The sequence below is a fragment of the Pontibacter diazotrophicus genome (assembly GCF_003367245.1).
GTDB lineage: Bacteria > Bacteroidota > Bacteroidia > Cytophagales > Hymenobacteraceae > Pontibacter > Pontibacter diazotrophicus.
Map to the genome: position 1 here is coordinate 297,182 of NZ_QRGR01000003.1, position 23,065 is coordinate 320,246.

The 23,065-nt window shown below is 45.8% G+C and carries 20 protein-coding genes and 1 pseudogene; 15 read left to right on the top strand and 6 right to left on the bottom strand.

Annotation, left to right across the window (positions count from 1 at the left end; translation table 11 throughout):
• Nucleotides 1-73 precede the first annotated feature (73 nt).
• Nucleotides 74-979 (top strand): alpha/beta hydrolase family protein, encoded by a 906-nt coding sequence (locus DXT99_RS03320; RefSeq protein WP_115564097.1) that lies wholly within the window; start codon nucleotides 74-76, stop codon nucleotides 977-979.
• Between the two features lie 542 nt (nucleotides 980-1,521).
• Nucleotides 1,522-2,895, top strand: coding sequence for an ammonium transporter (locus tag DXT99_RS03325; RefSeq protein WP_115564098.1), 1,374 nt, complete (start codon nucleotides 1,522-1,524; stop codon nucleotides 2,893-2,895).
• 85 nt (nucleotides 2,896-2,980) lie between these two features.
• On the opposite strand, the gene DXT99_RS03330 is transcribed toward DXT99_RS03325, so the two are convergent.
• Complete coding sequence (locus DXT99_RS03330; RefSeq protein ID WP_115564099.1) at nucleotides 2,981-3,559, bottom strand: AraC family transcriptional regulator; 579 nt, start codon at nucleotides 3,557-3,559, stop codon at nucleotides 2,981-2,983.
• Between the two features lie 170 nt (nucleotides 3,560-3,729).
• Between DXT99_RS03330 and DXT99_RS03335 the strand changes: the two genes are divergently transcribed.
• A complete protein-coding gene (locus DXT99_RS03335) occupies nucleotides 3,730-4,095 on the top strand; it encodes a hypothetical protein (RefSeq protein ID WP_147294164.1) in 366 nt (121 codons plus the stop codon).
• A 97-nt stretch (nucleotides 4,096-4,192) separates the two neighbouring features.
• Here DXT99_RS03335 and DXT99_RS03340 read toward each other — a convergent pair whose 3' ends face one another.
• Entirely contained in the window at nucleotides 4,193-4,849 is a 657-nt protein-coding gene (locus DXT99_RS03340; protein ID WP_115564101.1) for a response regulator, read from the bottom strand.
• Nucleotides 4,850-5,322: 473 nt separating this feature from the next.
• On the opposite strand from DXT99_RS03340, the gene DXT99_RS03345 reads away from it, so the two are divergent.
• Nucleotides 5,323-5,718 carry an STAS domain-containing protein gene (locus tag DXT99_RS03345; protein ID WP_115564102.1) on the top strand — a complete coding sequence of 132 codons (396 nt, stop codon included), beginning with the start codon at nucleotides 5,323-5,325 and terminating at the stop codon, nucleotides 5,716-5,718.
• A 199-nt stretch (nucleotides 5,719-5,917) separates the two neighbouring features.
• Here DXT99_RS03345 and DXT99_RS03350 read toward each other — a convergent pair whose 3' ends face one another.
• Both DXT99_RS03350 and DXT99_RS03355 read right to left on the bottom strand, forming a co-directional pair.
• Entirely contained in the window at nucleotides 5,918-6,814 is an 897-nt protein-coding gene (locus tag DXT99_RS03350) for a hypothetical protein (protein ID WP_115564103.1), read from the bottom strand.
• 147 nt (nucleotides 6,815-6,961) lie between these two features.
• Nucleotides 6,962-7,759, bottom strand: a complete 798-nt coding sequence (locus DXT99_RS03355) for a hypothetical protein (protein ID WP_115564104.1) — start codon at nucleotides 7,757-7,759, stop codon at nucleotides 6,962-6,964.
• Nucleotides 7,760-7,952: 193 nt separating this feature from the next.
• On the opposite strand from DXT99_RS03355, the gene DXT99_RS03360 reads away from it, so the two are divergent.
• From DXT99_RS03360 to DXT99_RS03390, 7 genes are all read left to right on the top strand, one after another.
• The gene (locus tag DXT99_RS03360; RefSeq protein WP_115564105.1) at nucleotides 7,953-8,693 is read left to right on the top strand and encodes a DUF72 domain-containing protein; all 741 of its coding nucleotides are present in this window, start codon (nucleotides 7,953-7,955) and stop codon (nucleotides 8,691-8,693) included.
• Nucleotides 8,694-8,812: 119 nt separating this feature from the next.
• Nucleotides 8,813-9,829, top strand: a complete 1,017-nt coding sequence (locus DXT99_RS03365; protein WP_115564106.1) for an NAD(P)/FAD-dependent oxidoreductase — start codon at nucleotides 8,813-8,815, stop codon at nucleotides 9,827-9,829.
• Nucleotides 9,826-10,149: a 2Fe-2S iron-sulfur cluster-binding protein gene (locus DXT99_RS03370; protein ID WP_115564107.1), complete on the top strand. Its 324-nt coding sequence runs from the start codon at nucleotides 9,826-9,828 to the stop codon at nucleotides 10,147-10,149. Before DXT99_RS03365 ends, DXT99_RS03370 begins: the two co-directional genes overlap by 4 nt.
• Nucleotides 10,150-10,695: 546 nt before the next feature.
• Entirely contained in the window at nucleotides 10,696-12,114 is a 1,419-nt protein-coding gene (gndA, locus tag DXT99_RS03375; RefSeq protein ID WP_115564108.1) for an NADP-dependent phosphogluconate dehydrogenase, read from the top strand.
• A gap of 136 nt (nucleotides 12,115-12,250) precedes the next feature.
• Complete coding sequence (gene zwf, locus DXT99_RS03380; protein WP_115564109.1) at nucleotides 12,251-13,759, top strand: glucose-6-phosphate dehydrogenase; 1,509 nt, start codon at nucleotides 12,251-12,253, stop codon at nucleotides 13,757-13,759.
• Between the two features lie 10 nt (nucleotides 13,760-13,769).
• Complete coding sequence (pgl, locus tag DXT99_RS03385) at nucleotides 13,770-14,501, top strand: 6-phosphogluconolactonase (protein ID WP_115564110.1); 732 nt, start codon at nucleotides 13,770-13,772, stop codon at nucleotides 14,499-14,501.
• Nucleotides 14,502-14,780: 279 nt separating this feature from the next.
• On the top strand, nucleotides 14,781-16,334 hold the full coding sequence (locus DXT99_RS03390) for a M20/M25/M40 family metallo-hydrolase (RefSeq protein ID WP_115564111.1): 1,554 nt from the start codon (nucleotides 14,781-14,783) through the stop codon (nucleotides 16,332-16,334).
• 255 nt (nucleotides 16,335-16,589) lie between these two features.
• On the opposite strand, the gene DXT99_RS03395 is transcribed toward DXT99_RS03390, so the two are convergent.
• Nucleotides 16,590-16,739, bottom strand: coding sequence for an ATP-binding protein (locus DXT99_RS03395; RefSeq protein WP_115564112.1), 150 nt, complete (start codon nucleotides 16,737-16,739; stop codon nucleotides 16,590-16,592).
• 907 nt (nucleotides 16,740-17,646) lie between these two features.
• Between DXT99_RS03395 and DXT99_RS03400 the strand changes: the two genes are divergently transcribed.
• The 4 genes and pseudogenes from DXT99_RS03400 to DXT99_RS03410 all read left to right on the top strand — a co-directional run bounded on the left by DXT99_RS03400 (nucleotide 17,647) and on the right by DXT99_RS03410 (nucleotide 22,654).
• On the top strand, nucleotides 17,647-19,044 hold the full coding sequence (locus DXT99_RS03400) for a heparin lyase I family protein (protein ID WP_115564113.1): 1,398 nt from the start codon (nucleotides 17,647-17,649) through the stop codon (nucleotides 19,042-19,044).
• Nucleotides 19,045-20,424: 1,380 nt separating this feature from the next.
• Nucleotides 20,425-20,573 (top strand): annotated as a pseudogene (locus tag DXT99_RS28070) (IS701 family transposase); the annotation flags it as partial.
• 169 nt (nucleotides 20,574-20,742) lie between these two features.
• On the top strand, nucleotides 20,743-21,618 hold the full coding sequence (locus DXT99_RS03405) for a beta-1,6-N-acetylglucosaminyltransferase (protein WP_115564114.1): 876 nt from the start codon (nucleotides 20,743-20,745) through the stop codon (nucleotides 21,616-21,618).
• Between the two features lie 232 nt (nucleotides 21,619-21,850).
• Nucleotides 21,851-22,654, top strand: a complete 804-nt coding sequence (locus DXT99_RS03410) for a polysaccharide lyase (protein ID WP_115564115.1) — start codon at nucleotides 21,851-21,853, stop codon at nucleotides 22,652-22,654.
• Between the two features lie 115 nt (nucleotides 22,655-22,769).
• Here DXT99_RS03410 and DXT99_RS03415 read toward each other — a convergent pair whose 3' ends face one another.
• Entirely contained in the window at nucleotides 22,770-22,967 is a 198-nt protein-coding gene (locus tag DXT99_RS03415) for an IS3 family transposase (protein ID WP_115564116.1), read from the bottom strand.
• Nucleotides 22,968-23,065: the final 98 nt, after the last annotated feature.

Genomic DNA, 23,065 nt, shown 5'->3' on the forward strand with positions numbered 1-23,065 from the left:
GGCTTTTTTATGAGTATTAAAAGCATTTTTTAAAGTATTACTTTTGCGCTGGACCTGCTTCATCACAATCGCCATGCTACGTATAGCCAGCATCTTCATTTTAACCCTTACCGTTTTGACAACTACTCCTCTCTTTGCCCAGGAACAACAGCCCAACCTGGTTACCTGGCAGGAAATAGCCGCACTACCTGTTCCGCCTGCTGATAAAACCATTTCTTATGGTCCGGACACGCTGCAGTTCGGGGAACTTCGGTTACCGGAAGGAGAAGGCTCGTTTCCGGTGGTGGTGGTGGTGCATGGCGGGTGTTGGCTCTCAGCGTATGACCGGCAATATATGGCACACCTGAGCGAGCAGCTAACGCAGGCGGGCTATGCCACCTGGAACCTTGAGTTCCGGCGGGTGGGTGATGCTGGCGGAGGCTGGCCAGGCACTTTCCTGGATGTGGCCAAGGGAGCTGATTATGTGCGTGAGCTGGCAAAGGAATATCCATTGAATACTAAAAAAGTTGTGGTGATTGGGCATTCTGCTGGTGGCCATCTGGCACTTTGGCTGGCGGCACGCCACAACCTGCCCAAAAGCAGTCCGCTTTACACTAAAAAGCCACTTAAGTTAACAGGTGTTGTTTCATTGGCAGGTATTCCTGACCTGGCTTCTTATAGCCACCAAAAAGGGAGCTGCAATGAGGCGGTGCCTGAGTTGATGGATGGCATGCCAGCAGAACAGCCTGCACGATATGCTGATGCCTCCCCCATAGCCTTATTGCCGCTGCGCGTACCCTCTAGATTGATACAAGGTGCCCTTGATCCAATTGTGCCGGTGACTCAGAGCCAGGAGTTCGCCATCCGTGCGAAAGCAAATGGAGACGATGCTGAACTCATCCTGCTAAAAAAAGCCGGACACTTTGACTTAGTAGCTCCTCATTCACCAGTATATGAACAGGTGGAGCGTGCTGTGCAGGAACTCATCCGGCAGAAGTAAAAAGCACCCTCCCTGGCACAAATACCGCTCCGTACAAAATAAGAGTGCCACGCACCTATAGGTCTAATCATTAGCAGATCAGACTTTGTAGCCTGACGTCCCCTACTCCCCTTGACTCCAGCAGAGCAATTTCTAAACAGAACCCTTACAGTTCGCTCAGCTGAAGTTAAGGTGATGGTGGGACTGCTGCTAATTACCATCTCGTACAGCTGATATTTCCGGCACCTCATCCTACCTTATTTTCTGCCATGCACTTCCCTCCATCTCTATTGAATCATAATAACTACGGGCTTATTTAACATAATTAATCAACCTTATAATAAATAAGCAATGTTTCTCTTCCACAAGCATGTACTTTAGAGGGATGTCCTAATCTTATCTCTACTTCATCACAAATTCAACCAAAAGGAATTATTTTTGAAATAAATTCATCTAAAAGCCTGCATTAAAAGTATTTTATTAATAATTTGCGCTATGCTATCCCATATTCACAACTAAAAAGAAAATATATCAGCTTATTTCAGACTTTTTACCTTTAACAGATGACCCAGAATTTATCCCGAATCCCGTTTCTATTGCTGCTGCTGGTTGTAGTAGCCACTTTGGTTTTTCCTTCTGTACCCTCCATTGAAAATGCTGCAGAAATAGATGGGGCAGACACTGCCTGGATGCTTGCTGCCACGGCTCTTGTATTGATCATGACCCCTGGTCTGGCTTTTTTCTATGGGGGTATGGTACGCAAAAAACATGTGCTTTCTACTATGCTGCAGAGTTTTATCTGCATGGCTATCGTAACGGTGCTGTGGATTGTGTTTGGGTTTAGTCTTGCCTTCGGAGAGTCAGTAGGCGGTGTGTTCGGCGACCCAACCACCTTTTTCATGATGCGGGGTGTTATTGATGGTGCTCCGTGGCCTGCAGCCCCTACTATTCCGCTGTTGCTTTTCGCTATGTTCCAGCTAAAATTTGCCATCATTACACCAGCGCTTATCACAGGGGCTTTTGCGGAAAGAATTCGTTTTACGTCTTATACTGTATTTATCGGGCTTTTCTTCGTCTTTATCTATGCGCCCCTGGCGCACATGACGTGGCACCCCGACGGCTTGCTTTTTAACTATGGCGTGCTGGATTTCGCAGGTGGTACCGTCGTGCACATGTCGGCAGGCTGGGCGGCGCTCGCCTCTGCTATTTACCTGAAAAGACGCACTGACACCAGCAACCACAAGCCAGCCCATATTCCGTACGTGATGCTGGGTACCGGCCTGCTCTGGTTTGGCTGGTTCGGCTTTAATGCCGGTTCGGCCCTGGGAGCCAACTCGCTAGCCGTTGTTGCCCTGGCTACTACTACTACTGCCTCCGCTGCTGCTGCCATTGCCTGGATCTTTTTTGATGCCATAAAAGGACGCAAGCCGTCAGTTATGGGTACCTGCATTGGCGCTGTCGTGGGCCTGGTGGCCATTACGCCTGCCGCTGGTTTCGTAACCATACCGCACTCGCTGGCCATAGGAGTAATTGCCGCTGTTGTAAGTAACCTAGTGGTAGACTGGCGCACGCGCACCAGCCTCGACGACACACTGGATGTATTTCCCTGCCACGGTGTAGGTGGTATGGTGGGTATGTTACTGACAGGTGTTTTCGCGAGCCAGGCCGTTAACCCGGGCAACGAAACAGGTAACGGGCTTATCTTTGGAGAAACTACTCTGTTTATAGTACACCTGGTTGCTTTAGTAGGTGTTTCTGTGTTCGCCTTTGGAGGTTCATGGGTGCTTCTTAAAGTAACAGATTTAATTTCCACACTTCGTGTAACACCTGAAGAAGAATTTGAAGGCCTTGACCTAAGCCAGCATGACGAAAGCCTGGACAATATGGATGTACCTGTCCCTGAAAAGGAAAAAGAGCTTGTAACTTCCTCTATGTAGAAAGTAGATTCTTTCTCGTCTCTAAGTCTATAGATAATTCCTTTACCCACACCTGCCTCGCTTCACCGCTGGCGGGTGTGTTTTTTTACTCCTGTACCTTATCTATTGTTTTTCGCTTCTCTGTTTTAACCTGCTTAAAGTGGCTTGGCGTAAGGCCGGTTACTTTCTTAAACTGATTAGAGAGATGCGCCACACTGCTGTAGCCCAGTTTATAGGCAATCTCTTTTAAGCTCAGTTCATTATAAACCAGTAGCTCTTTTACGCGCTCAATGCGCTGCAGAATAAGATATTTTTCGATGGTAATGCCCTCGAAAGAAGAGAACAGGTTGCTAAGGTAGTTATAGTCAAGCCCCAGTTTTCCGGCAATATAATCGGAGGTGTTCACTTGCAGCTCAGCTTCTTCGCCTTGATGCACCAGTTCAATTATAGCCAGTTTCACCTGCTCTATAAGCTTTGTTTTACGGTCATCCAGCAGCTCAAAACCGTTGTCACGCATCACAGTGCGTATCTCCTCCAGGTCAGCCTCTTTGCCTGTCGTAGCTATTTCTGCCTCCCCCAGGCTCACCTGTAACACAGTATAGCCAAGGTTACTTAGCTCTTCCGCCACGACACGCTTACAGCGGTCGCAGACCATATTTTTAATGTATAATTTGATAGTAGCCATAGTATAGTTTAACGGTAAACAGTATTATCCAGGCGTTTTTACAGAAAAATGTGCCAATGCAGCAGAAAGCCTCAAAGCCGCTGCTTGCTTAAATATAGAGTTTTTTATGTATATTAGCCGCGAACGTGGTGGATATGAGCTCTGAAACACATGATTTTCTTTTATTAACCTTGCATAAGGAAGAGCAGCTGTTGCGTTCCCAATGGCTCCGTAACGTAACCAGCGCTGAATACAGGGAAGGTGTTAAGGTGCTGAAGAATTGTATTGTCCAGCACGAAATCGAGCTTTGGCTAACAGATTCCCGGCTGCTGGATACTATCCTTTTTGCAGACCAACAGTGGCTAAAGCGGGAAATCGGGCCTCTCTTCAAGTCCTCTAGCCTTCAGCGAATTGCCCGAGTTCTAACGGAAGATGTTTTCAACTATATCTGGTTGGAGAACATTGTACAGCAAATCAAGGAGGAACATGAAGTAACTGTTGAGCTTGCACAGTTCTCCTCACTAGAAGCTGCTTTCGACTGGCTCCGGATGGAATAGCTGTTTTGCTCTGTTTAGCAGCGAAAAAACAACTTGAAACAGCTACCTGAGGCTACTAAAGGACCTAAAGGCAGCAATGCTGCTTTAAAGTTCTTTATCAGGAGATAATACCGTTCAGAACAGCAAACTTAATCAGGGCTGCCGTATTTTTGGTCTTGGTCTTCTCCAGGAGGTTCTGCCGGTGTGTTTCTATCGTGCGTTTACTGGTAAACAGCACCTCGGATATTTCAGCGTTTGTATGGCCTTCAGAGATAAGCTGGAGTATTTCCGTTTCCCGCTTCGACAGTTCTTTAAATGGCTTTTTGATTATCCCCTGGCTTAACAAAGGATGAGGGGCGCTCTTGCTCTTCTGAAGAAGGTTTAAAGTAAGGGCAGGACTGATGTACTGCATGCCACCCGCTATAAGCTTTATGGCAGCCTGCATTTCTTTTGTGCTTGTATCCTTCAGCAAATAACCGGCTGCCCCAACCTCCAGCATCTGATGCACATACCGCTCATCATTGAGCATCGTTAGCACCAGCACTTTCACGCCCGGGTGGTTTTTGTGTAACAACTTCATGGTCTCAAAGCCGTCCAAATCAGGCATGCTGATATCGAGCATGACAATATCAACAGGCGTGTGCGCAAGCAATTCCAGCAATTCCCTACCACTGGCAGCCTCTCCAGCAACCTCAATGGAATTATCCTGTGTCAACAATGCCCTAATGCCTTCCCTGATTATTTTGTGGTCATCAGTGAGAACCAATCTTATCATAGCAATCTAAAAACGTCGGAATAATAGTGTGCTTCGGCACCCAAAACAAAGTGCATAAAGAGCAGTACAAATATAACATCTTTATACCCTGTTATGAAAGTCATGACAGGGAAAACTCCTGGTGCTCATGCTGTCTGCTATAGAACTTTCCGAATAATAAGGTTATATCTAGCTTTAGCAATATTAACAAATATATAGCTATGTTCATTCACATTACCAGTTCGATCAGACACTTTACGTACTAAACCTGCCATGATTAAGTATTTACCGCTACAATGATGCTCATTCTGACTGGCTATATTTGTCAAAGGCTGGTTTTTCAATTACGCTAAGTTAATTTATTTAATTGCATTTTTGTGTAGCGCCACGCTTACTCCGGGCATAGCGAGCGGGTATATCCGAAGTAGGTTGTTTAAAGGCTGAACAGGAAGTAAAGGGAACCGACATTATGGTAGACATGACTTAGGTAGTATATGAAAAAGAAAACAGAAGAGTACAGTGCGCAGGATTTCCTGGTAAAGGTTGAGCAGTTAGATAAAGTAGCTGTGATACGACTTGCAGGAGAACTGGATGCTAATACTGCTGTTGCAGCAGATGATGCACTGTCTAAGGCTGTGATGGCGGCTTTTGAGTATCTGCTAATCGACTGTCAGGATTTGCGCTACATCTCCTCTGCAGGTGTGGGGGTGCTTTTATCCTCCTTACATGCCTGCACAGAAAAAAAAATTCAAATTATTTTTTGCGGATTGCAGCCTAAAATAAAGAATGTTTTTGCCATACTCGGATTAGAGAATATCATTACACAAACCGCTACCCGGGAAGAAGCGCTACAGTACGCGGCATCATCCGCTAAGCCACCGCTGAAATAGCTATCAGAACAATGGCTTCAGTTAGGTGTTCTCTGTTATACCGAAATAGCTGGAGACTCTGCTTATACACCAGATAGAACAATGTGTCAAAAATAAAAAGCCTGCCCTCCTTGGGCAGGCTTTCCTTTATACTTTATTGAACAAGTATGAAGACCATGATACAGCTTCTACTGAAGTCTTTTTACCTGTGTCGGCTTATTTAATAGTCCCGGTTACGATCTCTGTTTACATAGCCACCCCGGTCTGAGTTGGCCGAATATCGATCTTCATCCAGGATGGATCTGCCGCTATAACCGGAAGTGCCGGCGCTTCTGGATCCGTACATGCCATCGTTGTCAGAATAAGAACTGCCATAGGAGTTGCGATTTGTATCACCACCACTGTAGCCTCTGGTATTTCCCGCACTTTCACCATAGGTGCTACCGGTTCCAGCGCCATATCTGTCCTCAAAATTACGTGCAGTGTAATCTGGTTGCCCTCTATCAGAGTACGAAGAGGAGGAACTACCGTATCCTGATGAATTAGATAAGTTATCCATATCGCCGCCGCTTCCACTCATCGAGCCATAGCCGGACGATCCGCCAAAGTCGCCACGGGCGCTGTAGTTAGAGCCGCCATAGCGTGAGCCGCTGTAACCACCGATGGTACCGCTGCCGTAGCCCTGCTCATTTTGTGCGCTTCTGTTTCGCTCCATATCGCTCATGTTATCATAGCGGTCGGAGGTACCTGTAAAGCCGGACATGCCATATCCCTGCCGTATGTCGCCGAGTTCGCCCCTGTTGCCTCTGGTATTATCGTAATAATTGCGCTCCATGTCATAGTCACGGTTGCGGTAGTCACTGGTACGGTCGTTGTCTGAATAGCGGTCGTTGCGATGTCTTCTGTAATCTCTTTCAAACTCCTGCTTCAGTTCACGTCCCGGTCTGTCGTTGCGGTCATACCTGTTGCTCCGATCGTAGTCGTATCTATCGTTCCGGTCGTCATCATATCTGTTGTCCCGGTCATAACTGTTTCTGTTGTTGTCATAGTCGGAATCATATCTGTTTTCATTATTGTAGCCACCTCTGTAGTAGCGGTCTCTGTCGTTTCTTTCCATAGTGTTTGGTATTTGTTTAGGTTAAAAAAAATCAATTCTATTTCAATCATTTTAAACGAAGAGAAGTGGCTTCGGTTTAAACTGTGTTCACCCGGAGCCTCAAAAAAAGCCTGCATAAAATGCAGGCTTCTCTTCTGTGTTTTCTATTTATCGGTCGCGTCGGTCACGGTTATAGCGGCTTCTGTCAAAGTCACTTTCCCTTCTGCTGCCCCGCTGATCGTAGTCGCGGTCGTAGGCTGACGGTCCTTCCTGATAAGAGCTTCTGTCGTTGCCGCGGCCGTAGGCACTGCGTGAACGGTCTTCGTCGCGGTTATTGTAGCCTGTAGAGCCGTATCCGGTATTCCTGTACTGGCTAAAGCTGTTATCGTACCCGGTGCTGCCCCGGCCGGTATCTTCAAAACCTGAACCTCTGTTACCAGACCTTTCAATGCCTCCGCGGTTACGGGATTCACCGTTGCGGTTTACATAATCATTGTAGTTGCGGTCGTCCCCGAAGCTGCCATAGTTCCGGTTGCTATAATCGGCAAAGTTTCCGTAGCCGTTTCGCACATTTTCTGACTGGTTTCTGTCACCGCCTAAGTTGCGTGGCCCCTGCATGCGGGACGAACCATAGTTAGAATGGCCATAGGCAGATCCGCCACCATAGGTGCTTCCGCCCTCGCCATAGCGGGTGCCCCCACTAAAGTCGCCCTGTGCACTGGCTCCAAAAGTAGAGCGGCTGTAGTTACTGTCGCGGTTGCTTTCGTTATTCCTTTCCCTGTTGCTGGTGAATTCGCTGTTTCTATCCCGGTTGCCCTCGTTACGGCTTCCTTCGCGGTTTAAAAACCCGCTGTTTCTGTCATTGTCATTATCATCCTGCCTCCTGTCGCGGCGCGACCCGTCTTCGTTGAAGTCAGCGTAATGGTTGCGGTAAGAGCGGTTGTTATTATTATCGTTTCTGTTCATAGCTTTCAGTTTTTTGGTGTTAAATACTTATCTTTTATAACGAAGGGCACTCCCGGCTTGTTATTTTTATTCCTTTGCCGCCCCTGGCCCTACACTATATTTTACACGCTTCTGAGACCAAAGAGACAGGACGACATAAACTAAGGCGGGCTTATAAAAGTATACACGCTGAACAAAGCGATGGCACAGACACATGGAACAACAGATTCATATTGGCACCTCAGGCTGGCACTACAAGCACTGGATGGGTACTTTTTACCCTCCGGATGTAAAGCAGAAAGGGTTTACCGATTACTATACCCGCTTTTTCAGGAGTGTGGAGATCAACAACTCTTTTTATAAGCTGCCTTCAGCAGAAACTTTTGCCAACTGGCGTGCTTCTGTGCCCGATGATTTTCTTTTCGCTGTGAAAGCGAGCAGGTATATCACCCACATGAAAAAGCTAAAGGACCCGCAGGAAAGCATTGCCCGGTTCTTTAACAATGCAAATGCACTGGAAGAGAAACTGGGGCCAATCCTTTTTCAGCTGCCTCCGGGCTGGTCGGTTAACATTGATCGGCTGCGCGATTTCCTTACCCTGCTCCCCCCCTACTACAAGTATACTTTCGAGTTCAGGCACCACAGCTGGTATGCACCGGAAGTATTGGACCTGCTCCGAAACTTTAATGTTGCTTTTTGTATTTATGAACTGGAGTGGCACAATTCTCCGAAGGAGGTAACCGCAGACTTTGTGTATGTGCGGCTGCACGGGCCGGAGGGAAAATACTCCGGCAGCTACCACGACGATGCCCTGCAGTACTGGGCGTGGCAATGCCTGGAATGGAAAAGCCAGGGCCTGCAGGTCTACATCTACTTCGACAACGACCAACTGGGCTATGCTGCCTTCAATGCAATGCGGCTGCAGGAAATTGTAAGGGAGCGGCAACAGGCGTAATGCCTGAGAATTGTATAAAAAAGCAACAGCAACCCTAAAAAACATGGATTTTCTATGTAAGCTGCCATTTCGATAGTAAATTTGCCACCACAACATTTGTTGCAACAAAAATTAAAATAATGAACAGAATAATAACTGATATATGCATCGTAGGGGCTGGCCCGGTAGGCTTGTTCGCCGTATTTGAGGCGGGCCTTTTGAAAATGCGCTGCCATGTTGTAGATGCACTGCCTGCTGTGGGTGGGCAGCTCTCTGAGATATACCCTAAAAAACCGATATACGACATACCTGGCTTCCCGGAGATTTTAGCGGGCGACTTAATTAAAAACCTGGAGAAGCAGATTGCACCTTTCCACCCAACTTTTACACTGGGTGAACGTGTAGAGCACCTCAACAAACAGGAGGACGGCTCCTTTATAGTAAGCACTGTTGATGGCACCGAGATAGCCTGTAAAGTAGTGGTGATTGCCGGTGGCCTTGGTTCTTTTGAACCGCGCAAGCCTGCTATTGAGAACCTGGAGAAGTATGAAGGCAAGGGGGTAACGTATATGGTGCGCGACCCGGAGCACTTCCGCGACAAGCGCGTTGTATTGGCGGGCGGAGGCGACTCTGCCCTCGACTGGGCAATCTACCTGTCTGGCCTGTGCAAAGAACTGACGCTGGTGCACCGCGGCACTACCTTTAGAGGAGCCCCGGAGTCTGCGGAGAAAGTGGTGACACTGGCAGAGGAAGCCCAGATTAAACTGCTGCTGAAATCTAACGTGACAGAAGTGCACGGAGAAGAAAACCTGGAGAAGGTAACGGTGCTGATAGATAACGCTACGCCACATGAAATAGAAGCAGATTACTTTATTCCGCTGTTCGGCCTGGTGCCAAAGTTAGGACCTTTGGAGAACTGGGGACTGGAGCTGGAGAAAAATGCGATTCTGGTAAATACAGAAGATTATTCTACTAACATACCAGGCGTCTACGCTATTGGCGACATCAACACCTATCCAGGTAAGCTGAAGCTGATTTTATGCGGTTTCCATGAGGCGGCCCTGATGGCACAGAGCGCGTACAACATCCTGAACCCAGGCAAGAAATTTGTACTGAAATACACCACTGTAAACGGCATCCAGGAACTACAGGCATGACAGATACAATAAACATCTATGTGGAGCAGGACAACGGCGAGCGTATCGCCCTTGAGGCTCCTACCGATATGGGCCTTTCAGTGATGGAAGTGCTTAAAGCAAATGAGTTTGATGTGCAGGCTGTTTGCGGTGGCATGGCTATTTGCGCCACCTGCCACGTGGAGGTGTTGCAGAGCGGTGAACTGCCTGAGATGAATGACGATGAGGCCTACATGCTCGAAACGCTTCCGCATGCCACAGAAAGCAGCCGCCTGAGTTGCCAGTTGCGGGTAAATCCGGAGCTGGACGGTTTGGTGGTACGCATCATGCCGGAGGCGTAACAGTAGATTGCTTCAGTTTAAGGGGCCAGTCAAACGCTCCTATTAGAACTGATTAACCTGAAACAGGCACTGTGAATGCAGTGCCTGTTTTTTTTGTGGTCTTCATGCTGACAACTCCTCCTGTTCTCCTGATAAGTTCAAACTACTGCCTTCCCCGCTAAACGCTTTCTGTAGTAGTAGTAGTAGTAGTAGTAGTAGTAGTAGTAGTAGTAGTAGTAGTAGTAGTCTATACCGTATCATGTGGCAAGCTCCGTTCCGCCAGCTTCACAATCCATTATGCCACACTGGCGCAACAGGTAGTGTAATCTGTGTAAAAGCTGTTTTAAATTGTAATCACAAAAAAGTAGTGGCTCAGGTAGAACATACCTGGGTGTACAACTACCAAGCGAGGTTCTGTTGGTAAGAGTATGATATAAATTGTAGCTTTACTTTATTCAAAGAAGCGCAGTATACATGAAAGGTTGAAGTAGAAATTTGAATAAGCAGATTATTTTTTAAACCTATACCTGTATAAATACATATAACCTCTACACATTATTCCTACTTATGAACGACATACAATATGAATTCGGGATGGTTGGCCTTGGTGTTATGGGCAGAAACCTCATGCTCAACATCGCCGACAATGGCTTTTCGGTAATAGGGCTTGACCTTGATCCCGAGAAAGCGGCGGCAGTTGAAACAGAAGCGGGCGCCGGAAAGCCCGTACGTGGCACCACCTCCGCCGAAGAGTTTGTGCAATCGCTCCGTAAGCCACGTGCTTTGATGCTGCTGGTGCCAGCGGGTAAAGCTGTAGATGCTGTTATTGCTTCTTTGTTGCCCCTGCTGGAGCCCGGTGATATTGTGATTGACGGTGGCAACTCGTATTTCCCCGATACTGACCGCCGCGTGGTGGAGCTAGAAGCAAAAGGCATTCACTTCTTCGGCATGGGTATTTCCGGTGGTGAAAAAGGAGCCCGTTTCGGACCGAGCATGATGCCTGGCGGAAACCGGGAGGCTTACGAAAGGCTTCGCCCGATTTTTGAAGCTGTGGCTGCAAAAGTAAACGGTGAACCCTGTGTGACATTCTTAGGAAACGGCTCTGCCGGTAACTATGTGAAGATGGTTCACAATGGCATCGAGTACGCCATCATGCAGCTGATTGCTGAAACATACGACCTGCTGAAGCGCGGCGTTGGTCTGAGCGATGACGAATTACAATCCGTTTTCCAGGACTGGAACCAAACGGAACTGCAGTCTTTCCTGATTGAGATCACCGGGGTAATCCTGCAGAAAAAAGACGATGTAACAGGCCAGCCACTGGTAAACCTCATTTCTGATGTAGCCCGTTCTAAAGGTACCGGAAAATGGACTTCACAAAATGCCATGGATTTACAGGCACCCGTTCCTTCCATTGATATGGCTGTGCTGATGCGCGACATGTCTAAGCTCAAAGAAGAACGCGTGGAAGCCGCCAGATTATTACCAAATGATTCCCTCCAGGTTAGCGTGGATACTGACCGTAAGGAATTTTTAAACCAGATGCGCAATGCTTTTTACTTCGCTATGATTTCTACTTATGCGCAGGGTATGGCACAGCTGAAAATGGCTTCAGAAGCTTATAACTATGGATTGCAACTGCAGGATGTGGCCAAAATCTGGCGGGGCGGCTGTATCATACGGGCGGCCTGCCTGACTGATATCCGTGCGGCTTATGAGCAGAACTCTTCGCTGGCGAATCTGCTACTGGACTCAAAAATTGGGGATGACTTATTGTCCCGACAGGAAGATGTTCGGGCCATAGTGAAAACAGCCATTGACAAAGGCATCCCTGTACCCGCTTTCATGGCTTCCCTGTCTTATTTTGATGCTTATCGCACAGAGACCTTACCTACTAATATCATCCAGGCACAGCGCGATTACTTTGGAGCGCATACCTATGAACGGGTGGATAAGCTGGGCTTCTTCCATACACAGTGGGATTAAGAAGTCTATAAAAATCCTGCCCTTTAAATGTAGCGCTTTGTCTGCAACATTTTTTTTTCTACCAACCAAAATTCTTTGAAAAGAAAGGGTACTTCAATCAGAAGGGCACCCTCTTCTTTTAATTTATTTCTAATTTATGAAATCAGCTAGAAAAGCAGCGCCCACTATTGCCATTATATTTGGCGGAACCGGAGACTTAGCGAAGCGGAAGTTGGTTCCGGCATTTTACAACTTGTTTCTGGACGGATGGCTGCCCGAGCCTTTCGCCATGATCGGGTTAGGACGAACGGATACCGATGACATCAAGTACCAGAACCACTTGCGGGAAGGAGTCGTTGAGTTCTCGCGCAGCGGTGAGCCCGTAGACGAATCCTGGGATATCTTTCGCAACTCCTTATCTTATCTGCAATCTAATATCAACGACCCGGCATCTTACCAGGAGTTGGCCGATAGGATACACGCTTTAGAAGAAGCCTGGGGCACGCGCGCCAACCGGCTGTTTTACTTATCCGTAGCCCCCAAGTTCATTGAACCCGTTACTGTTCACCTAAGCCAGGCAGGTATTGCCAGTGACCCTGAACGCGACCGGATTGTGGTGGAGAAACCTTTTGGTCATGACCTGAAGTCGGCCAGGGAACTGAACCAGCTCCTTACGAGAACCTTTCAGGAATCGCAGATATACCGGATAGACCACTACCTCGGAAAAGAGACCGTGCAGAACATACTGGCTTTCCGCTTTGCCAATGCGCTCTTCGAACCGCTCTGGAACAGGAACTACATTGAGTATGTACAGATTACGGTAGCGGAAGAAGTAGGCGTAGAGGACCGCGGTGGATACTATGAAGGTTCCGGCGCTTTGCGCGACATGATCCAAAACCACCTCCTGCAGCTGCTGTGTATGGTAGCCATGGAACCACCAGTCACCTTTGAAGCCGAAGAAATAAGAAATCGGAAAGTAGACGTGCTGCATGCGATTCAGCGTTACTCACGGGAAGACGTAGGCAAGTTTGCCGTGCGCGGACAATATGGTTCGGGCTGGATGAAGGGAACCCAGGTACCCGGCTACCGCGAAGAATCCGGTGTGGATCCCAACTCAGGAACCGAGACATACGCCGCCGTAAAATTCTACCTGGACAACTGGCGCTGGCAGGGTGTGCCATTCTACCTCCGCACTGGTAAAAGGATGCAGGAGAAAAGCTCATCCATTACCATTCAGTTCCGTCCGGTACCGCATTTAACGTTCCCCACCACCATGGCGGAAAACCTGATGCCGAACCGCCTCATCATCAACCTTCAGCCGGAGATGGACATCCGCCTCCGTTTTATGGCAAAGAAAACGGGCTTGGATATGGCCTTAACGCCCGCAGAAATGGTTTTTGATTTCAATGGTGCCAATTCCCATTCACAGTCGCCGGAGGCTTACGAGACACTACTACTGGATGCTATGCAGGGCGATGCCACCCTATTTATGCGTTCAGACCAGGTGGAAGCGGCCTGGGATGTCATCACGCCTATCCTGGAAACCTGGGAGTCACGCCCATCGCTGGAGTTCCCTAATTATGCGGCGGGTATGTGGGGGCCGGAAAACGCGGAAGCCCTGATTGCCCGCGAAGGCCATACATGGACAGTTACTTTTCCTCATTAATATTAAAAGCATGCTAAAGATATTCGAAGATAAAGCGAAATTAAGCAAAGCAGCCGCAGAGCTGTTTGTACAAAAAGCGCAGGAGGCTGTAAAGCAGAACGGCCGTTTTACAGTAGCATTGACAGGAGGCTCCTCACCTGTTCAGCTGTACACCCTACTGGCGCAGTTACCTTACCGGGAACAGGTGCCGTGGGAAAAAACATTTGTTTTTTGGGGCGACGAGCGTTGGGTGCCTTTAACGGCTAATGAAAACAACGCCAGAATGGCAATGGAAATTTTACTCAACAAAGTGCCGGTACCGGAGGATCAGGTTTATCCTATGTGGAAAGAAGACACAGAACCGGAGGCGTTTGCACAACAATATGAGCAGCTGCTACAGCAGCATTTCGGCCAGCAAACCCCTCAGTTTGACTTAATCCTGCTGGGCATGGGCGATGATGGGCACACGGCTTCCCTGTTTCCGGGAACCGAGGTGTTGCACGAACAATCGCGCTGGGTGCAGGCGTATTACCTGGAGCCACAGTCCATGTACCGCGTGACGCTTACTGCTCCACTTATTAACCAGGCCAAGACTATCTGCTTTCTTACCTTTGGCGCTAACAAAGCCCCTGCACTCCACGAGGTGCTGGAAGGCGAAAGGAATCCGGAGAAATACCCTTCGCAGCTGATTCAACCGCAGGATGGGGAGGTAGTGTGGCTGGTAGATGAAAGCGCGGCGTCACAGTTAGCAGAGAGATATTAGTTTAAATGTTTCTTTCGACACTGTACTGCTTCTTATAAGTTGTACCAATCACTTTCCACATCAAACCCACCCCTACCGCTCCCAAGAGGGAAATTCACTCAAGCAAAAATTCCCCTCCTCGGAGGGGCAGGGGTGGGTTTAATGTGCTGCATTACAATCACTAATGCATTTCCCCCTCTCCTATTTTCGGATTTTGCGCCTAAAAAGTTAATTTGCCTTTACTTTACCGCTGCAGTTGATTCAGCGGAATTCCCTGATCTATAACTTTAACATCTTTACATGAAAAAGACATTACCTTATTTATTCATTTTGTTGCTGTTATCCAGCAGCCTGAGCTTTGCCCAGGAAAGAAATCCAGTTGTAGAAAACATTATCAAAGAAGCCAATGAGAACTCGCAGTTAGAAATACTGGGGCATGAGCTGTTGGACGTAATTGGTCCGCGCCTGGTGGGAACACCCCAAATGCAGCAAGCGCACGATTGGGCTGTAAACAAATACAAAGGCTGGGGCATTACGGCCCGCAACGAACAGTGGGGCGAATGGCGCGGTTGGCAAAGAGGCATCACGCATGTTGATATGGTACACCCAAGGGTAAGAACCCTGGAGGCCATGCAACTGGCCTGGAGCCCTGCCACACCCCGCAGAGGTGTAACAGCTGAACTCATCATACTGCCAGATGTACAGGACTCTGCTGCTTTCCAGCGCTGGTTGCCTTCTGCAAAAGGGAAGCTAGTGATGATCTCGATGTACCAGCCAACCGGCAGACCAGACTATAATTGGGAGAAATTCGCGACACCTGAATCTTTTGAAAAAATGAAACAGGAGCGTGAAGCACAGGAACAGGCATGGCGCGAACGAATCAGCAAAACAGGCTACAACATCCGCACTTTACCACAGGCACTGGAAAGAGCCGGAGCGGCAGGCATTGTTACCTCTAACTGGTCGCGCGGTTTTGGCGTGAATAAAATATTCGGTGCTTATACCAATAAGATACCAAGCATCGATGTGGCCCTGGAAGACTACGGTATGCTATACCGTATGGTGGAGCACGGCGATAAGCCACAGATAAAAATTCAGGCAGAATCCAAAAACCTGGGGAATGTGCCCACTTTTAATACCATTGCCGAGATAAGAGGAACTGAAAAGCCTGAAGAGTACGTGATGCTGTCGGCGCACTTTGACTCCTGGGATGGCGCTACCGGTGCGACAGATAATGGAACAGGCACTATTATGATGATGGAAGCCATGCGTATTCTTCAGAAGGTATATCCTAATCCGAAAAGAACCATCCTGGTGGGCCACTGGGGAAGCGAGGAACAGGGCCTGAATGGCTCCCGCTCTTTTGTAGAAGACCACCCGGAGATAGTGCAGAACATACAGGCACTTTTTAACCAGGACAACGGCACAGGCAGAGTGGTCAACATCTCAGGGCAGGGTTTTTTACACGCCTATGATTACCTGGGCCGTTGGCTGAGTGCCGTACCGCGTGAGATAACCAGTGAGATAGAGACAAGTTTCCCTGGCACTCCCGGTGGTGGCGGTTCTGACTATGCCTCTTTTGTAGCAGCAGGCGCGCCGGCTTTTTCCTTAAGCTCGCTGAGCTGGGACTACGGCACCTATACCTGGCACACCAACAGAGACACCTATGATAAGATTGTTTTTGATGATGTGCGCAACAATGCCATACTGGCTGCTATACTTGTTTACATGGCCTCTGAGGACCCTGAAACTACTTCCCGCGAGCGAAGCGTCCTGCCGCTGAGTCCAAGAACAGGAGAGCAGATGGTGTGGCCCACACCACGACCAGCTACTCGTAAAGGGGGGCAGGATTAAAGTGGCCTTGGCTGATTCTGTTAAAATATGATAGATGTGTCTATCAGGAAGCCCCTGTCTTTTTTTGAAATAGTGTAAAGACAAGTTTTTTCAACAGCAGTCCATCTGTTACCAGATGGACTGCTGTTGTTTTATAGCACCGGACATTGTAGCAGTTCAGCCCAATTACATACCTGTTCTGTTCTTTACCCCGAAATATGACCACAAGCAGTCTTGAAAAAATAGTAGCTATGGAACATAGCCTGGGAGAAGGTATTAGTATACCTTAAAAAAGAAATTAAACGTGGCCCCCTTGCCGACTTCACTTTCTACCGTGATCTTTCCTTCGGCATTATCCATGATTCTTTTTACGATATACAAACCGATACCACTTCCCTCCACATGATCATGACAACGCTTGAACATGGCGAATAGCTATGATTCATTCTTTGTAGGATCTACACACACCTATATTTATAACATTAATATAGGTGTGGTGCAAATTAGAATAATCAAAAATACAACAAATACTATATAATCTTTTCTGTTCTATTCTCTTCAATTCCTAATCTAATGTTGATATGATAGCTTAGAGAATTATCTATAAAGAATTCATAGTTGAAAACTATATTTATTGCACCCCCTCTCTCGCAAAGCTTTATCTTAAAAGTCTACCTCTCGTCTTCAATTTAGTTTTACAGCAAATATTTTCTGAGGTGATACAAGTTATAAAACTTTAGAATAATTTAATAAGAATATATGAACAATCTAAGAAACTGATTATAGTATAGTAGAACAGTGTGGGGTGTAATTCTACAATTTGAGGAATATATCCTCACGTATGCTTCTGCAATATAAATTTGTATCAATAAGAGTTAAAACTATTCCCTTGACACTTAATGTGTTATATATATTGTGTTTTTTTGGTACGATTATCTCAATCACGGCTTGCAGAAACATCTAAAAAAGTTTGACATCAAGTGTAATTAAAATACTATACGTGCTTTACAGCAAATATGATTTATTGTAGCGCAATTTTTTATTGTTAACCCAACTTACCTTAAAATAATTGTTTCTTTTTAAAATTTGGTACTTGTGTCTGCTCATGCTCATTGTCAAATGAGAAGAAAATATATAGATAGGTTTCACATCATAACCTAATTGCAATAGTTGGTCTCATCGATAGCAGCAACAGCTAAATCAGTTAACATTTCGCTATAACCAACAAAGTCATCTTTCATAGTAGTTATATGCTAATATTATTTAAGTGCAATTTAAATATCATTTATTTATATCTATCAAGTTTCAATTTTAAACAACTATCAAAGAAAAAATGGATTTTAGATTTCGAAAACTATTTACGCCTTTACTAATAAGTGTAATAGTAATTTCATGTGAGCAAAAAGAACTAGAAGAAGTAGTACCAAACGGAGTACTAAAGTCTAAGGAGACTAACTTAGCATTATCGGCCAACATTTTATACAATGAAAATTTCGAAGGGTCAACTCCCTTTTCAGGAGTTTACCTGGAGAAAGCAGGCTCCCATTCCTTGGAGTATGTGACCTCGTTAGCCTTCCAGGGCTCCCGCTCTGCCCGATTTGAGCTGCGCGATAGCGATGCTATGGTGAACTCGGGCACCCGTGCAGAGGCCATGATCACAAAACCGAGCGAGCATAAGGAAAGGTGGTACTCCTTTGCTGTTTACTTCCCGTCACAAGAGTATGCCAAAGACAGCAAGTCGGAAATAATCTCGCAGTGGCACCAGTACCCTGACGAGCACCTGGGGGAGAAGTGGGGCAATCCTGCCAACGCGCTGCTGGTCGGCAACGACCGCTTCACCATGAGCATCCGGCACGACGCAAACGCCTTGACTACCAGTAGCGTTGCTAAATTGTACGACTTAGGCAGCGTTGCTAAAGATCAATGGCATGAGTTCGTTTTTCATCATATTCACTCCTATGGCAGCGACGGCTTGGTGGAGATCTGGCACAACGGCAAAAAAGTGCTTGAGCATAAAGGCGGCAACATGTTCAACAACGCCAAACTTCCGCACTGGAAACTGGGTTTGTACAAGTGGGAGTGGAATGCTGGCGGCACGACAGATGTTAGCAAGCGTGTGCTGTACTTTGACAACATAAGAGTGGGTAACCAGAACGCACAGCTGAGTGAAATGAGCTCAGGTGCTACGGCCACCCCTGAGTCCTCTGCTCCAGCGATACCTGAGCCATCATCAACACCTGATAAATCTATATTACCTATAGCAGGTACGGGCAAGATAACCCGTGAGTTTTGGGCCAATGTTAAAGGTTCAGTTCCACTATCAACAAGGCCTGAGAGCGTTACTGAGCTAATTTCGTTCGAAGCCCCTACTAATGCAGGTACTAACTATGCACAACGCATCCGTGGCTACATAACTGCACCTGTTACCGGTCAGTATACGTTCTGGATTGCTGGTGACGACAGCGCTGATCTTTACCTGAGTTCTGATGATAATCCGACTAATAAGAAAAGAATTGCTTATATTAACCGATGGACTAGGTCTCGCCAGTGGAGCAAGTTCAGTACACAAAAGTCTTTGAAAATAATGCTTGAGGCTGGCAAACGCTATTATATAGAGGCACTGCACCAGGAAGGTTACGGCCTTGATAACTTAGCTGTAGGTTGGCAGCTTCCGGATGGCGTGCTAGAGCGACCAATTGATGGTAATAGGCTCTCTCCGTATAGCCGTTAAGTTCTCTTAATGGCTATGTAAACTGGGAGTAAAAGTTTCTATAATAAGGAACTCAATCAAATCAAGAGCATCGCTCTACTTCTTGAAGGATTTCGTCTCACCATGGAGCCCCAGTTCAGCACCTGTTACAACAGGCAATGATTTTAACCTAATAAACAGTAGTTTCATCACCTATAGATTTAACTACTATGGAAGGTATAATTCAACTGTTGGTTTTTATGTAGGCTCACGATACAAGTATTTCGTTCCTGATGTTTATATAAGAACCTCCTGTTTTAGGGAAAATAGTCAATATATTCCTAAAACAGGAGGTTCTTATATTTGCTTCCTTTCAAGAGCTGATGTTTCACACTGGCCCACATTTGTTCGCACACCAGGCGAGTATCTCTTTTTCTTTGTTAAGCTTGTCGAGTTGCTTAATGGTCTAGTTTCCACTCTCACAAGCTAGATTCACCACCAAAGCCGTTCAATGCGCCTTCATCTCAACCTTTTGGGCACGTGCTAATGTCTGGAAATAAAGCCTCGGCGGACAGCAAGTGCCTATTTAGAATCAATAGCTACTAAAATAGCTGTGCCTTGAAGATACCATGACATATGCTAGGTATGTTATACAAAGGAATAGAACCTATTCCTGTTGCCCCACTTTTACTGGTGGAGCAGTTGCAGCAAATACACCCCTTCCTCTGCTTTGGTGTCGAAAGTTGGCTGTAATTATCTCTTTACAACAGCTTCATGTTAGTGCTGTGCCTGCACCCTTATATTAAAAGCTGCTGCCTTTCTTCAGCATAAGCAGGCCCTACAGAGAATTGTGCAGCTACAGTTTCCTTGTATAAATGAGCCGGTATACAGCAAAAAGGAAGCTTAGAGATTGGTGCATACTTATGTTAGTACGTGACAGGGGGCAGGACTTCAGCTTCAATAAGCCACAACTGTGATAAGGAGTTGCTGATTCTGAGCAAGAAAGATGAAAATTTAGATGGCCTCCTTGGTCACCGCCTCCTGCTTTCGCTTTTGAAAGAGGACTTGACCTGATGCATAGATGAATTCTGCGGCAGAGCTGCCATAGCGCAGGAGAAGTGTGAAGGTGACTTCTTTAACTATCTTCCCAACAAGGTTGGCGCCTGTCACCACTAAATATTTTTTGCTTTACTATTAGTGGTGGCAATTCATCTATGGTTAAGAGCTTATATTTTATGTAGTGATTTTATGTAGTGAGTTGAAAATTAAAATCCTTTAGGAGTTACGCAACTATCAGATATAACGTAGAATAGTTTAAAATGCCATGGAATCTGCTCAATACATAGTATATCTGCTGAGTGAGCCGCGAAAGGTGGGCTGCGTGAAGGCCAGTGAGGTGCTGGAAGTCTCACACATTGAGATAAAGCTATACAGAACCACCTCTACTGTTTGCTGCGGGCTTTCCAGAAGCTCACCAGGATGAGTCAGGACAGCACATTAAAAATGTATATGCCTTGCAGAGAGAACTTTTCCTGCAAGCTCAAAGAGAGTTCATCTACAACTATGCGTAACTCCTATTAAATGCGGAAATAAACTAGAAAATGATGTTTTTAAAATTTTATTATAACTTATTTAATATTATATTTAATTATTATTATTCATTTTAAGATACAGCTTTATTTAGCCAAATTAATTTACAAAAGTATCATAGTAGGACTGGAAACGTTAGGGGTAATAATTATGAAAAGAATTGCATATCTATTATTTGCACATGATAATTTTAAACATTTAGAACGGTTAATTGAGGCCTTGAATGACAAGAATGTCCATTTCTATTTACACATAGATAAAAAAAGTCAGTTACCAGAACATCTGGAACTCATTGAGAATGTTACCTTCATAAAGAGTCGATTAAAGATATATTGGGCAGGGTTTTCTTTGGTGAAAGCTACAATGAATTTACTGACGGAAGCAATCAAAGAAAAGTATGATTACTATATTGTTATCAGCGGAGCTGATTATCCCATAAGGCCAAATAATTCTCTATATAAAAGGTTAGAGGAAGGTGGAGAATATATAAGTATTCGAAAAGGTTTTAGTGTCGACAAACCTCAAAAGCGAATATCACAGTTCTATTATGAATATTATGACAGGAGAAACCATGGAAGTTTAAGAACTTATATTTTCTCAAAGTTAGAAGCTTTTTGTTCTAAAATGGTCAAAAGAAAGTTTCCCTTTGGTGATATATACCATGGTCCCGATTGGTATGGGTTGTCTCATAATTGTGTGACTTATATAATTTCGTTCATGGAAAATAATCCAGAGTTTGTAAAGTATTATTCTACGACCTTGTTCCCTTCGGAGTCTATATTTCATACAATAATAGGTAACTCTAAATTCAAGTCTGAAGTGAAAATGTATCTGACATTTACTGAATGGGCCAATTCTCCTTCACCAGGAATCATTAATGAAAAACATATTGATATAATGAAAAATCAAAGTGTATTCAAAACAACTGAAGGAGAATATACTCCTTTTTTTGCCAGAAAGTTTGATGATACATCTGGCGATCTTATCAAAAAAATCAATAAAGAACTTCGAAACGAATCTAGTTAAGATGCCTGTTAGTGGTAAAAAATTTTAATTAGTCTAGAAATTTTCTCCTAAAGTTATGCTTCTCCTCATTTGAAAACTCTAGTTTCACAAAAGATAAATCGATTTGAAGTATTCCATAATATTTCTAATATGTAGTTGCTTGGCTTTATCAGTAAATAATAGAGCTAGAGAAAATATACTTGGTGTATTCAAGAAGCACAAATATTCAACAGTAATTACGAGTAAAAAGTCAATGCTTTTTACTGAAAATTTCGAAGGGTCAACTCCCTTTTCAGGAGTTTACCTGGAGAAAGCAGGCTCCCATTCCTTGGAGTATGTGACCTCGTTAGCCTTCCAGGGCTCCCGCTCTGCCCGATTTGAGCTGCGCGATAGCGATGCTATGGTGAACTCGGGCACCCGTGCAGAGGCCATGATCACAAAACCGAGCGAGCATAAGGAAAGGTGGTACTCCTTTGCTGTTTACTTCCCGTCACAAGAGTATGCCAAAGACAGCAAGTCGGAAATAATCTCGCAGTGGCACCAGTACCCTGACGAGCACCTGGGGGAGAAGTGGGGCAATCCTGCCAACGCGCTGCTGGTCGGCAACGACCGCTTCACCATGAGCATCCGGCACGACGCAAACGCCTTGACTACCAGTAGCGTTGCTAAATTGTACGACTTAGGCAGCGTTGCTAAAGATCAATGGCATGAGTTCGTTTTTCATCATATTCACTCCTATGGCAGCGACGGCTTGGTGGAGATCTGGCACAACGGCAAAAAAGTGCTTGAGCATAAAGGCGGCAACATGTTCAACAACGCCAAACTTCCGCACTGGAAACTGGGTTTGTACAAGTGGGAGTGGAATGCTGGCGGCACGACAGATGTTAGCAAGCGTGTGCTGTACTTTGACAACATAAGGGTGGGTAACCAGAACGCACAGCTGAGTGAAATGAGCTCAGGTGCTACGGCCACCCCTGAAAATAGGCTAAACTATCAAAGGGGATACTCCCGATTGATTTCTCAAAGCGTCAGAGTACAGTGTAGAGATAATAGGTAGTTTGTCTTACTTAACGAGTTGCCATAAAGAAAACAGTGTTGTTAGAGGCAACGATCATCTTACCATTTAATGATCAGACACAAATTGGAAATGCAATGTTTCACTAGAGACTTTTTCAGGCAGCCACCGCTTGGTTGTACAACAGGTCTTCATATTGGCAAGGAGTCAGGAAGCCAAGGGCTGAATGCCTCCTTTTCCTGTTGTAGAAAATCTCTATATACTCAAACACGGCTAGCCTTGCCTCTGCTATGGTGGCAAATTTGTGGTGGTACACCATTTCTGTTTTCAACCTCTTGAAGAAGCTCTCTGCCACGGCATTTGTAAGTGCCCCATTTTTCGGACAGTGTAAATGAGACTTTTCTCAATCTTTTCTACCACCACCACTATGAAGTGGTAATGTGGTAAACTTGC

Bases quoted from the DNA above. Each gene is read 5' to 3' on its own strand.
- DXT99_RS03320 (WP_115564097.1), top strand. From the start codon at position 74: ATGCTACGTATAGCCAGCATCTTCATTTTAACCCTTACCGTTTTGACA.
- DXT99_RS03325 (WP_115564098.1), top strand. From the start codon at position 1,522: ATGACCCAGAATTTATCCCGAATCCCGTTTCTATTGCTGCTGCTGGTT.
- DXT99_RS03330 (WP_115564099.1), bottom strand. From the start codon at position 3,559: ATGGCTACTATCAAATTATACATTAAAAATATGGTCTGCGACCGCTGT.
- DXT99_RS03340 (WP_115564101.1), bottom strand. From the start codon at position 4,849: ATGATAAGATTGGTTCTCACTGATGACCACAAAATAATCAGGGAAGGC.
- DXT99_RS03345 (WP_115564102.1), top strand. From the start codon at position 5,323: ATGAAAAAGAAAACAGAAGAGTACAGTGCGCAGGATTTCCTGGTAAAG.
- DXT99_RS03350 (WP_115564103.1), bottom strand. From the start codon at position 6,814: ATGGAAAGAAACGACAGAGACCGCTACTACAGAGGTGGCTACAATAAT.
- DXT99_RS03355 (WP_115564104.1), bottom strand. From the start codon at position 7,759: ATGAACAGAAACGATAATAATAACAACCGCTCTTACCGCAACCATTAC.
- DXT99_RS03360 (WP_115564105.1), top strand. From the start codon at position 7,953: ATGGAACAACAGATTCATATTGGCACCTCAGGCTGGCACTACAAGCAC.
- DXT99_RS03365 (WP_115564106.1), top strand. From the start codon at position 8,813: ATGAACAGAATAATAACTGATATATGCATCGTAGGGGCTGGCCCGGTA.
- DXT99_RS03370 (WP_115564107.1), top strand. From the start codon at position 9,826: ATGACAGATACAATAAACATCTATGTGGAGCAGGACAACGGCGAGCGT.
- gndA (WP_115564108.1), top strand. From the start codon at position 10,696: ATGAACGACATACAATATGAATTCGGGATGGTTGGCCTTGGTGTTATG.
- zwf (WP_115564109.1), top strand. From the start codon at position 12,251: ATGAAATCAGCTAGAAAAGCAGCGCCCACTATTGCCATTATATTTGGC.
- pgl (WP_115564110.1), top strand. From the start codon at position 13,770: ATGCTAAAGATATTCGAAGATAAAGCGAAATTAAGCAAAGCAGCCGCA.
- DXT99_RS03390 (WP_115564111.1), top strand. From the start codon at position 14,781: ATGAAAAAGACATTACCTTATTTATTCATTTTGTTGCTGTTATCCAGC.
- DXT99_RS03395 (WP_115564112.1), bottom strand. From the start codon at position 16,739: ATGTTCAAGCGTTGTCATGATCATGTGGAGGGAAGTGGTATCGGTTTG.
- DXT99_RS03400 (WP_115564113.1), top strand. From the start codon at position 17,647: ATGGATTTTAGATTTCGAAAACTATTTACGCCTTTACTAATAAGTGTA.
- DXT99_RS03405 (WP_115564114.1), top strand. From the start codon at position 20,743: ATGAAAAGAATTGCATATCTATTATTTGCACATGATAATTTTAAACAT.
- DXT99_RS03410 (WP_115564115.1), top strand. From the start codon at position 21,851: ATGCTTTTTACTGAAAATTTCGAAGGGTCAACTCCCTTTTCAGGAGTT.